Source organism: Corallococcus sp. 4LFB, assembly GCF_046520365.1.
In the GTDB taxonomy this organism is placed as follows: Bacteria; Myxococcota; Myxococcia; order Myxococcales; family Myxococcaceae; genus Corallococcus; species Corallococcus caeni.
The window spans coordinates 1-11,079 of sequence record NZ_JBKGHJ010000286.1 but is presented as its reverse complement, the minus strand read 5'-3'; the positions used below and the strand labels follow the sequence as shown (position 1 = coordinate 11,079).

7 protein-coding genes and 1 pseudogene are annotated in these 11,079 nt (G+C 71.9%); 5 read left to right on the top strand and 3 right to left on the bottom strand.

Annotated elements, in window-relative coordinates; all coding sequences use genetic code 11:
- Window positions 1–503 precede the first annotated feature (503 nt).
- On the top strand, window positions 504–1,361 hold the full coding sequence (locus ACLEQD_RS26650; protein WP_410387773.1) for an alpha/beta fold hydrolase: 858 nt from the start codon (window positions 504–506) through the stop codon (window positions 1,359–1,361).
- A 6-nt stretch (window positions 1,362–1,367) separates the two neighbouring features.
- Here ACLEQD_RS26650 and ACLEQD_RS26645 read toward each other — a convergent pair whose 3' ends face one another.
- Window positions 1,368–2,261: an oxidoreductase gene (locus ACLEQD_RS26645; protein WP_410387772.1), complete on the bottom strand. Its 894-nt coding sequence runs from the start codon at window positions 2,259–2,261 to the stop codon at window positions 1,368–1,370.
- A 218-nt stretch (window positions 2,262–2,479) separates the two neighbouring features.
- On the opposite strand from ACLEQD_RS26645, the gene ACLEQD_RS26640 reads away from it, so the two are divergent.
- Window positions 2,480–3,232 (top strand): lysophospholipid acyltransferase family protein, encoded by a 753-nt coding sequence (locus tag ACLEQD_RS26640; protein ID WP_410387771.1) that lies wholly within the window; start codon window positions 2,480–2,482, stop codon window positions 3,230–3,232.
- 77 nt (window positions 3,233–3,309) lie between these two features.
- Here ACLEQD_RS26640 and ACLEQD_RS26635 read toward each other — a convergent pair whose 3' ends face one another.
- Both ACLEQD_RS26635 and ACLEQD_RS26630 read right to left on the bottom strand, forming a co-directional pair.
- Window positions 3,310–5,475, bottom strand: coding sequence for a glycosyl hydrolase family 18 protein (locus tag ACLEQD_RS26635; protein WP_410387770.1), 2,166 nt, complete (start codon window positions 5,473–5,475; stop codon window positions 3,310–3,312).
- 392 nt (window positions 5,476–5,867) lie between these two features.
- Window positions 5,868–6,875 carry a fatty acid desaturase family protein gene (locus ACLEQD_RS26630; protein ID WP_410387769.1) on the bottom strand — a complete coding sequence of 336 codons (1,008 nt, stop codon included), beginning with the start codon at window positions 6,873–6,875 and terminating at the stop codon, window positions 5,868–5,870.
- A gap of 405 nt (window positions 6,876–7,280) precedes the next feature.
- Here ACLEQD_RS26630 and ACLEQD_RS26625 point away from each other — a divergent pair, with 405 nt between their 5' ends.
- The 3 genes and pseudogenes from ACLEQD_RS26625 (at window position 7,281) to ACLEQD_RS26615 (ending at window position 11,012) form a co-directional block, all read left to right on the top strand.
- Window positions 7,281–9,881, top strand: a complete 2,601-nt coding sequence (locus tag ACLEQD_RS26625; protein WP_410387768.1) for a response regulator — start codon at window positions 7,281–7,283, stop codon at window positions 9,879–9,881.
- A pseudogene (locus ACLEQD_RS26620) lies at window positions 9,878–10,012 on the top strand (RNA methyltransferase); the annotation flags it as partial. The gene ACLEQD_RS26625 and the pseudogene ACLEQD_RS26620, both read left to right, overlap by 4 nt.
- Window positions 10,013–10,235: 223 nt before the next feature.
- Window positions 10,236–11,012, top strand: coding sequence for a class I SAM-dependent RNA methyltransferase (locus ACLEQD_RS26615; RefSeq protein WP_410387767.1), 777 nt, complete (start codon window positions 10,236–10,238; stop codon window positions 11,010–11,012).
- Window positions 11,013–11,079 lie beyond the last annotated feature (67 nt).

Below are 11,079 nucleotides of genomic sequence, written 5' to 3'. Positions count from 1 at the left end.
CGTCGGAGCCGTCGGAGCCGTCGGAGCCCCGCTTCGGACGCCCCAGCCCACGCCGGACGCGGCGCCGCCGGAACCCTGAACGCAAGCGGGCCGTCCCTGGACCGTAGGGCGGGGCAGGCGACCTCACGGGTGGGGGACGCGCGCCCTCCATCCCGGGGAGGGCGTCCCCGGCCGTGCGAGGCGGCCGGGCAGGCGTTACATGACGGGCCGCCGTGGGCCGCGCACGGGACGACACTCCAGGTGGCTGATTCCCTTGAGGGAGGGCCGCCGCGGGTGTCGGAGGACGTGGGCACGTCAGGGGCCCCCGTCAGGATGACGTCGCTGCCGGAGGTCGCGTGCGGCGCGGGAACCCGGGGCGGTGGGCGCGGTGTCTGAATGCAAGGCGCGGAGGCTCGTCCCGGAGTGGGGCCGGCTCCGGTGGCCGTCATGGCACCGGAGGAGCGCGGGGCGAGCCGTGAAGTCCCTCCACCGTGACGCGGTGGGGAGGGTCGATGGGAAGGGGCATGGCCTTGGAGCTGGATGACTGGGGCGGGAGCGGACCGCTCCTGCACTTCGCCTGCGCGAACGGTTTCCCTCCGGAGACGTACCGGAAGCTCTTCGCGCGGCTCGCGACGCGCTACCACGTGGTGTCCTTGCGCACGCGGCCGCTGATGCCGGGTCAGGACCCGAAGGCGCTCACGACCTGGCAGGAGCTGGGCGAGGACCTGGCGCGCGAGCTGAAGGCGCGGGGGCGCTCCGGCGTGCTGGGCGTGGGACACAGCGTGGGCGGCACGAGCACGCTGATGGCGTCCGCCGCGAACCCGGGGCTGTTCCGCGCGGTGGTGGCGTTGGATCCGGTGCTCGTCACCGGGCCCCGGCTGTGGGCGCTGCGCCTGATGAAGCTGCTGGGCCGCATGGACCGCACCGCCATCGTGCGGGGCGCGCTGCGGCGGCGGGACCGCTGGGCCACGCGCGAGGAGGCGGCCGCGGCGTACCGCCAGCGCAGGCTGTTCAAGGACTGGGACGCGGACTGCTTCAGCGACTACATCACGCACGGCCTGGTGCCCACGGAGGCGGGGGACTTCCGGCTGCGCTTCCCGCGCGAGTGGGAGGCCCGCATCTTCGAGACCTTCCCCGCCGACCCGTGGACGCTCATCCGCGCCAACGCGGCGCCCACGCTGGTGCTGCGCGGCGAGCGCTCCGACACGCTCCTGCCCGACGCGCTGGCGCGAGCGGAGAGTGAGATGCAGCGCGCGCGGGTGGACACGCTGCCGCTCGCCTCGCACCTGTTCCCGATGGAGCGGCCTCGCGACACGGCCGAGCGCGTGCTGGCGTTCCTCGACCTGCTGCCGCCCGGGGACGTCCCCGCGTCCTCGGACTGAGGCCTGTCAGCCGTAGGCCTCGCGCTTGATGCGCTTGTCCGGGATGCCCAGCTCGTGCAGGTGGCCGAGCACGGCCTCCATGAAGCGCGGCGTGGCGGGCGTGCGCGTCTCCAGCGCCTTGCGCCGGTCCCACGGGGTGATGGCGGGCCCGCACACGTACACGAGGCAGGTGTCGCGGTCCGGGAGCAGCTCGTGCAGCAGCGCCTCCGCGACGCGGCCCTTGCGCACCTGGGGGCCGTACTTCGTCTCGTCCATCTCCCGCGTGAGCGTGTGCACCACCCGCACGCGGTCCGGCGCGGCGCGCTCCAGCGCGGCCAGCTCCTCGCGGTAGAGGATGTCGCCCCAGGTCTTGTTGGACGCGAGGAACGTGTGCCGCAGCTTCAGCCCCCGGTGCAGCGCGTCCTTCACGATGGCGAAGTTCGGCACCGCGCCGGAGCCCGCCACCACGTGCAGCACGTGGCCCGTCCGCTCCGTCACGTCGTCCGGCAGCACGTACGGCCCCATGAAGCCCGTCACCTTCAGCTTCGCCCCCACCAGCCGGCCGTGCACCAGCAGCGGGGACAGGAGCGGCGGGTAGCGCGTGACGCCCGGGATGAACTCCTCGTCCTTCACCGTGATGGCCACGTGCCGCTCGTGCGGCGCGGAGGCGAGCGAGTACGAGCGCGGCGGCTCCTTGCGCCCCTTCTGCTCCTGGAGGTACGCGCACTGGTGGGCGAGCGCCCGGAACTGGTGCGGGTCGATGTTGAGGAACTGGCCCGCCTTGTAGTCGAGCGGCCCCGCCCCCGGGCCCAGCTCCAGCAGCAGCGTCGCCGTGTCGTGCGTCTCCCACCGCGCTTCGGTGACGGTGGCCTCGTACTCGACGGGCCGCTTCGCTCGGGAGGGCGTGGCTTCGGCGCTCATGCGCCTTCCCATAACACGCGGGGTGCGGGGCCGCGCGGACCGGCGCGCGGGCTTCCGGGTTTCGCGCCGGAACCCGGGGGCAGGCGCATCGTTGGCTGGATGACGGAAGGGCAGGCGGGCGGCCCGGCGCTCCCAGAGGACCGCTGACCCGCCCCACCAGGCGGGACTACATCTTCCAGGAGGACGTCCAGCCATCCGGAAAGGACGTGGTCCGGCCCGTGCTTCGAGTTCTCTTCGCCCTGATGTCATTGCTGCCTTACGGGCTCCGCCGCCACGTCGTGCGCGCGCTGATGCACGGCGTGTGGGGCCGGCTGTCCCACGCGAAGGTGTACGGCCTGAAGGACCTGCCGGCCGGCCCCTGCCTCTTCATCTGCAACCACCTGTCCAACGCGGACGGCTTCACGCTCTACCGGGCGCTGCGCCCCAGGAACGTCGTCTTCCTCGCGGGCGTGAAGCTGCACGGCACCGTGATGACGCGGCTGGCGGCGGAGACGATGGACACCATCGACATCACGCCCAACTCGCCGGACATCGAAGCGCTGCGCCGCTGCGTGGAGCTGCTCAAGGCCGGCCAGTCCGTGCTCATCTTCCCGGAAGGGGGGCGCAGCCGCTCCGCCGGCCTGTTGCAGGCGAAGAAGGGCGTGGGCCTCATCGCCAAGCGCGCGGGGGTGCCCATCGTGCCGGTGGCGCTGACGGGCACGCAGAAGCTCATGCCCATCAACGACTCCGACATGGGCGGCGAGCGGCTCTACCACGCCGACGTCACCGTCACCTTCGGGCCCGCCTTCCGCATGGAGGACCTGGAGCCGGAGGTGGCGGGCGCTCCCGACGCGCGCCAGGCGCTGGTGGACGCGATGATGCGCCGGGTGGCCGCGCTGCTGCCGCCCGCGTACCAGGGCGTCTACGCCGGAGGGCAGGACCCGGTGGCCCCCGCCACCCCGTCCTCCGCCGCGCCGCCTTCCGCGTCGTAACGGCCCTCGTTGCCCGCGAATGGAAACGGCCGCGCGGGCGGGTGCCCACGCGGCCGTCTGGCTTCAGGCCGTCCCGGTTACTGGAGGAACGCCTTCTTGACCTCGGTGAGCAGCGGGTTGGTGCCCGTCGCGGGGTCGGTGCAGCCCTGGTTGATGGTCCAGATGATGGTGCCGCCGTAGCCGTTGGCCTTGGCGTACTGCCCCTTGGCCTGGATGGCCTCCGGACCGTCGTAGGTAATCCAGCGCACCGTGCCGTCCTCCACCGGCGTGCTGAACGTGACGTAGTTGGCCTGCGCCGCCGCGTCCCACCGGAGCGTGCCCGTCTTGGAGAGCGCCAGGATCTTCTTGTACGTGAAGGAGTTGTCCCCGCCCACGTAGTCGGACCAGTCCGTGAAGGCCTGGCGCGGGCCGGTGATGTGGCGCCACGCGAGCCCGTAGAACGGGATGCCCATGCCCAGCTTCTCCTTGGGGATGCCCGCGGCCACCCAGGCCTTGAGGCTGGACTCCACGGACGTCGGGTGGGTGCCGGACTCGCCCGTGAGCGCGGACGTGAACCACGACTCCCAGCCGCCCCAGACGCCAATCATCTCGTAGGACATGACGTTCACCTGGTCCAGGTACTGGGCCAGCTGCGGGTACCACTTGAGCTCCGCGTCGGAGCTGAAGTTGTTGTTCACCCAGCCAATGGGGAACGTCAGCAGCATGTTGGGACGCACCTGGCGCAGCCGCTGCACCAGCGCGAGCAGGTTCGGCTTGTCCACCTCCTCCACCGGCTCCCAGTCGATGTCGAGCCCGTCGTAGCCGTGGTCGTCCATCGCCTTGAGCAGGCTCTGGACGAACTTCTCCCGGTTCGCGGAGGAGGCCGCGCCCACCCAGTTGTCGTGCTCGCCCGCGCCGCCCACCATGATGATGGCCTTGCGCCCCGCGGCGTGCGCGCGCGAGGAGAGCGTCTTCGCCATGGCGGAGCCGTTCGAGTTGTCGAAGATGGCGTCCACCGTGCCGTCCGTGTTCGGCGTCACGCGGCCCACGATGATGTGCGTCATCGCGCTGAAGTCCACCTTCTCCGGCGGGTAGTCATCCGCGTTCCAGCCCGTGTAGTAGCCGGACACCCACTTGTTGGTATTGCCCACCGGGCCCGTCACCACCACGTCCGCCGTGGCCTGCTTCGTCGCGTCCGCGCTGCTCGTGGCCACGACGTGGTACGTGCCCGCCGTGCCGGGCGCGGTGTACGTGCCGCTGGAGGTGACGGTGCCGCCCGTGGCGCCCTCCAGGACGCTCCACGTCACGGCCGTGTTGCTGCTGCCCGTCACCGCCGCGGTGAAGGTCTGCACGCCGCCTGGGGCCAGCGTCGCGCTGGTGGGGGTGACGCTCACGGTCACGGTGGTGGAGGAGGTCCGCTTGCCGGACACCGCCGTGGACTTCGCGCTCTCACCGGCCGCGTTCAGCGCGGTGACGGCATACCAGTACGTCGTGCCCGCGGCCGCGCGGGTGTCCTTGTAGGACGCGGCGGTGAGGGCGGAGGAGGTGAGCCGCGCGTACGTGCCCGTCCGCGCCGTGGCGCGGTAGACGTGGTAGCCCGTGGCCCCCGTCACCGCGCCCCAGGTGAGGGCGACGTCCGTCGTGGAGCCCGTGGCCTTCAGGGCCGTGGGGGCGGAAGGGGCGGTGGTGCTCGCCGCCAGACGCACGTTGTCGAAGTACATCGCGGGCAGCGTGCGGCCCGCGTTCTCCATCACCACCAGCCCGTCCAGGGTGGCGTTCGCCGCGCCCAGCGTGGACAGGGGCATGCGGCACAGCGTCCACGCGTTGGCCTTCAGCGTGCCGCCCGCGCAGGTGGGGTTGAGCGCCACGGGGGGCTTGGCCACGCCGCCCACGCTCGCGTAGAGCGCGATGGCGGGGTTGGCCGTCGCGCCCGGGTTCACCCGCAGCTCCACGAAGCCGTACCCCGTGGTGGGCACGCCCGCGTGGTGGAAGTACAGGCCCTTCCAGGGGCCGAACGTCGCGGAGATGGAGCGGGTGCCCGCGTACACGGGCCTCGTCGCGCCAAGGCTGTGCGTCGCCCAGGACCAGTCCTGCCAGCCTGCACCCAGCGCGTCGTCGAACAGCGTGGACGCGCTCGCGAGCGCGTCGCCGGTCGTCACCAGCGAGTCGTCGTCGCCCGCGGTGGAGGTGAAGTCCGGAGCGCCACCGCAGCCGGTGTGCATCGCGCCCAACGCCACGAGGAACCCAATGAGCTGCCTTCTCAAGTTCTCTCCTACGGCCAGGTGAAGAAGGCGGCCGGGGGGGATGCCTCCCTCCGCCCGCGGCGCGTGGCGGAGGCCCCCCGGGCGCCCTGTCGCCGCGCCGGGATTGGCGGGCATGCAACGGGGGACCTGGCGAATCGCAGGCAGAGAAACACCGCGATTGTTCGTCTGTGTTCAAGCCATGGGGTGGGGTATTTCGGCACGTCCCGAGGACGCCAGGCTGCTGTCTCAGCGGCGCGGCGGGCGTCTGGCTTCAGAGGGAAACGTGCCTGGTGACGCTGGAGACGGGCGGGCCCTTCCCGCGCCTGGAGGCGCCACGGAGGCGCCTCCAGGGGAAAGGCAGCCACGCTGTCGTACGCGCGGCTTCAATCCTTCACAGGGATTGTATCACGGAATCACTTGCGGCCGGACGACGTGAGGAAGCTCCACGCGCTCTTCTCCCCGCCCAGGTACGTCTGGAAGTGGTTCTCCCCGGGGCGGTACAGCTGCGTCTGCTTGAGCTGCTCGTGCAGCGCGGGCAGGTGGTAGTAGGGCACGGACGGGAAGAGGTGATGGGACAGGTGGTAGCTCGCGTTGAAGGGCGCGATGAAGAAGCGCTCGAACCACGTCGCGGCCGCCACGTCCCGCGTCTCGTGCGTCTCGTCCGGGGTGGCGGGGGTGAAGGGGTGCTCCACCACCGCGCGGATGCGGAACGCCATCATCATCAGCGTCAGCGACGGCACCGACCACAGGAGCAGGTAGTACAGCCAGCCGCCCGTCAGCGTGAGGAAGGTGATGAGGCCCGCCAGCCAGAGCACGTAGCGGATGTGCTCGGCGCGGGAGATGGGCGGGCCGCCCTTGCCCATGGAGCGGCCCGTATAGGACCAGGGGATGACGATGCGCAGGTGGGAGAGGGTGAAGAAGCCCACCATGTCCCCCAGCAGCACCAGCGCCGTGCCCCAGCGCGTGCGCGGGAACATCCACGCGTGGTCGCGCTGCGCCGTGCGCCAGTACGGGTCCTTGTCCGTGTTGACGTAGCGGTGGTGCTCCGCGTGCTCCTTGCGGTAGCCCTCCGTGGTGATGTTGGTGGGGAACGCGCACAGCAGGTCCGCCACCACGTCGTTGAGCTTCCGGTTCGTGAGCAGGTGGAAGTGCGCCGCCTCGTGCACCAGGCTCAGCAGCGCGTGCTGCCGCGAGGAGATGACCACCGCGGCCAGCACCCACGCCCACCAGCGGTCCACCTGCACCACGAACGCCACCGACAGCGCGATCATCAGCCACTGGCGCGCCACGGCCCACAGGCCGCGCCCGTTGGCCACCACCGACAGCTCCCGCACCGACGCCGTCAGGGCACGACGGTCGAACGCGCGGGAGGTGACGGCTTCCGAGTCATCCAGCGACAACGGTTCTGGAACGGCGAGCATCTGGGGACAGACCTCCTGCCGGGCGCGAGCGCTCTGGCGGAGGCCGGGAGGTGGCTTCCCCTCCCATCCAAAGTGACCCCCTGCCGCACACCCCGGTCATGTGGGATTACACCGCCTTCGCGGTAATAATCTTATATCATGGGAATTAGTAGGTCTGGAATACCCGCCCAATCTTACAGCCAGGACGGATGTGGAAGGCCGAGGGGGGACCGGGCCAGGCAGGTGTTGAGTGGTGTCCAGCCGGCGGCCTTCCAGGGGGCCTGGCGCACGGGAGGCCAGGACGTCCGGGTCTTTTGGCCGGTGTGTTGAGGGTGTTCTCCGTACACTGGGAGGGTAGTTCCCTTTCCGCGACACGCGGCGGCCCCCCAGGAAAGGCGGCGAGGTTCAGGCCTCCCCGGTGAATGGATGCAGGCACCCTTCGACTTCCGCACGCTCTTCGAGCTGTCGCCCAATCCCTACATGCTGCTGGACCGCGAGCTGCGGTACGTGACCGCGAACGCGGCCTACCTGCGGGTGACCGCCAGCCGGCTGGAGGACCTGGTCGGGCGCAACATCTTCGACGCGTTCCCGCACGACCCGGACGACCCGGCCAACCCCAGCGCGCGGATGCTGCGCGACTCGTTCGTGCGCGTGCTGACGGAGCGGACGCTGGACACGCTGGCGCTCATCCCCTACCGGGTGCCGCGCCAGACGGGGGAGGGCGTCGTGGCGGAGGAGCGCTACTGGAGCGCCACGCACACGCCCTTGTTCGACGAGCGGGGCGAGGTGGCCTTCATCCTCCAGCACACGATGGACGTGACGGAGCTGCAGCAGCTCAAGCAGGCCGTGCGCGACGCGGAGTCCTCGCTGGAGGAGGGCCTGCCGCGGACGCAGCTGATGGGCGGGGTGTTCGCGCGCGCCCGGGCGGTGCAGGAGGCCAACCGCACGCTGGACGACGAGCGCCGGCACCTGCGGCGCATCTTCGAGCAGGCCCCGGGCTTCATGTGCTCGCTGAAGGGACCGGAGCACGTGTTCGAGCTGGCCAACCGCTCCTACCTCCAGCTCGTCGGCCACCGGGACCTGCTGGGCAAGCCGGTGCGGGAGGCGCTGCCGGAGGTGGCCGGGCAGGGCTTCTTCGAGCTGCTGGACCGGGTGTTCACGACGGGCGAGCCCTTCATCGGGCACAACATGCGGGTGCAGCTGCAGCGCGAGCCCGGGGCCCCGCTGGTGGAGGCCTTCCTGGACTTCGTGTACCAGCCCGTGGTGGATGCGGATGGCCGCGTCTCCGGCATCTTCGTCCAGGGCCACGACATGACGGCGCAGAAGCTGGCGGAGGACGAACTGGCGCGCCACCGCGACCACCTGGAGGAGCTGGTGCGCGAGCGCACGCGGGCGCTGGAGGCGAGCGAGGCGGAGCGCCGCCAGGCGGAGGCCGCGCTGCTCCAGGCGCAGAAGATGGAGGCGGTGGGCAAGCTCACCGGCGGCGTGGCGCATGACTTCAACAACCTGCTCCAGGTGGTGAGCGGCAACCTCCAGCTGCTCCAGCGCGACGCGGTGGGCGACACGCGCACGCAGCGGCGCCTGGAGACGGCGCTGGGCGCGGTGGAGCGCGGGGCGCGGCTGGCCTCGCAGCTGCTCGCGTTCGCGCGGCGGCAGCCGCTGGCGCCCATGGCGCTCAACCTGGGCCGGCTGGTGCGCGACATGGACGACCTCTTGCGCCGCGCGCTGGGCGAGGACGTGGAGGTGGAGACGGTCATCAGCGGCGGGCTGTGGAACACGCTGGCGGATCCGCACCAGTTGGAGAACGTCATCCTCAACCTGGCCATCAACGCGCGCGACGCCATGGACGGCCGGGGCCGGCTGACCATTGAAGCGGGCAACGCGATGCTGGATGACCACTACGCGATGCTGCACCCGGAGGTGTCGCCGGGGCAGTACGTGCTGCTGGCCATCTCCGACACGGGCACCGGCATGACGCCGGAGGTGCTGGAGCGCGCGTTCGAGCCGTTCTTCACCACGAAGCCCGAGGGGCGCGGCACGGGCCTGGGGCTGAGCATGGTGTATGGCTTCGTGAAGCAGTCCGGAGGCCACGTGAAGATCTACAGCGAGCTGGGGCACGGCACGTCCATCAAGATCTACCTGCCGCGCACCTTCCAGACGGCGGTGCAGCCGGCGGAGACCGGCACGGCGCAGGTGGAGGGCGGCACGGAGACCATCCTGGTGGTGGAGGACGACGCGGCGGTGCGGGCCACGGTGGTGGAGGTGCTGACGGAGCTGGGCTACCGCGTGCTCAAGGCGCATGACGGCCAGAGCGCGCTCGCGGTCATCCAGAGCGGCCTGCCGGTGGACCTGCTCTTCACGGACGTGGTGATGCCGGGGCCGGTGCGAAGCCCGGAGCTGGCGCGGCAGGCGAAGGCGCTCCTGCCGGACCTGGAGGTGCTCTTCACGTCGGGCTACACGGAGAACGCCATCGTGCACGGCGGCCGGCTGGACCCGGGCGTGAGCCTCCTGTCCAAGCCGTACCGGCGCGAGGACCTGGCGCGGAAGATCCGCGCGATGCTGAAGGGCCGCGAGCAGCGGCTGGCGGCCAGGCAGTACCGCGAGCCCGCGCCCGCCGCGCCGGAGCCGGGAGGCAAGGGGACGCTGCGCATCCTCCTGGTGGAGGACGACGCGGACATCCGCGAGTCCGCGAGCGAGCTGATGACGGACATCGGGCACGCCGTGCGCGCGGTGGCGAGCGCGGAGGCGGCCAGCGAGGCGCTGGCGAAGGAGCCCTTCGACCTGCTCTTCACCGACGTGACGCTGCCGGGCATGTCCGGCGTGGCGCTGGCGCGCGAGGTCGTGCGGCGGTATCCGGCCCTGCGCATCATCATCGCGTCCGGGGACACGCGCGCGGTGTCGGGAGAGGACAGCAAGGCGCTGGCGCACGTGGTGCTGCTGCCCAAGCCGTATGACCTGAACCAGATGGAGCGCGCGCTGGAGCAGGTCGCCGCGGACGCCCCGGCCACGAGTGCGAGGCCCTCATGATGGACGCGCCGGCCCGGACGGGCGAAACCCTTTATGTGTCCACGCTGCCCGGGCTGGAGCCCGCGCTGGAGGCGGAGGCGCGCGAGCGCGGCCTGCCGTTCCGGCGCGCGGAGGGCGGTATCGAGTGCGACGGCCCGCCCGGCCTGCACCAGACGGCGAACCTGCACCTGCGCACCGCGAGCCGCGTGCTCCTGCGCCTGGGCACCTTCACGGCGCCCACCGCGGACGCGCTGGTGCACGGGCTGGAAGCGCTGCCCCTGGCGGACGTCTGGGACGGGAAGGTGCCGCTGCGGCTGTCGGTGACGCTGCACCGCTCCGTGGCCCGGGCCGGCCGTGGTGCTGGAGTCCGCGGCCGTGGCGTGGCACCCGCGCGAGCTGACGGTGGCGGGACACCTGGACGAGGAGGGCGGCGGGCCGGAGCTGACGCTGCTGGTGCGCGGCGACGGGGAGCGCTGGACGGTGAGCGCGGACACGTCCGGCGCTCCCCTGTACCAGCGCGGCTACCGGCAGGAGGTGGGGCGCGCGCCGCTGCGCGAGACGCTGGCCGCGGGCATCCTGCGGCTCGCGGGCTACGCGGGCGACGTGCCGCTGGTGGATCCGATGTGCGGCTCGGGCACGTTCCTGGTGGAGGGCGCGTGGCTGTCCCAGCGCCGGCCGCCGGGCCTGCTGCGCACGTTCGCGTTCCAGTCCTTCCCGTCCTTCGACCCGCAGGCCTGGGTGCGCCGGCGCACGGAGGCGGAGGCCGAGTCGCTGGCGGAGCCTCGCGCGCCCATGCGCGGGTATGACCTGAACGCGGGCGCGCTGGGCACGGCGCGGCGCAACGCGAAGCGCGCGGGCGTGACGCTGGCGCTGGAGCGGCACGACCTGCGCACGCTGAAGGCGCCGCCGGACGCCCCCGGGCTGGTGGTGGCCAACCCGCCCTACGGCAAGCGCGTGGGCGAGGCGGAGGACCTGCCGGAGCTCTACCGCGCGCTGGGCGCGACGCTGAACGGCGCGTTCCGCGAGTGGCGCAAGGCGCTCATCGTCCCGGAGGAGCCGAAGCTGGTGGCGGCGCTGGGGCTGAAGGGCGCGCGGCAGCTCCACGTGAAGAACGGCGGCCTGCGCTGCCTGTTGGTGCTGGCGGGGCCGTAGCGTACAGCGGCAGCACCAGCTCGAAGCGCGCGCCGCCCTCGGGCCGGGCGCCCGCGCGCACCTTGCC

Coding starts and splice junctions, on each gene's coding strand:
- ACLEQD_RS26650 (WP_410387773.1), top strand. CDS start 504: ATGGCCTTGGAGCTGGATGACTGGGGCGGGAGCGGACCGCTCCTGCAC.
- ACLEQD_RS26645 (WP_410387772.1), bottom strand. CDS start 2,261: ATGAGCGCCGAAGCCACGCCCTCCCGAGCGAAGCGGCCCGTCGAGTAC.
- ACLEQD_RS26630 (WP_410387769.1), bottom strand. CDS start 6,875: ATGCTCGCCGTTCCAGAACCGTTGTCGCTGGATGACTCGGAAGCCGTC.
- ACLEQD_RS26625 (WP_410387768.1), top strand. CDS start 7,281: ATGCAGGCACCCTTCGACTTCCGCACGCTCTTCGAGCTGTCGCCCAAT.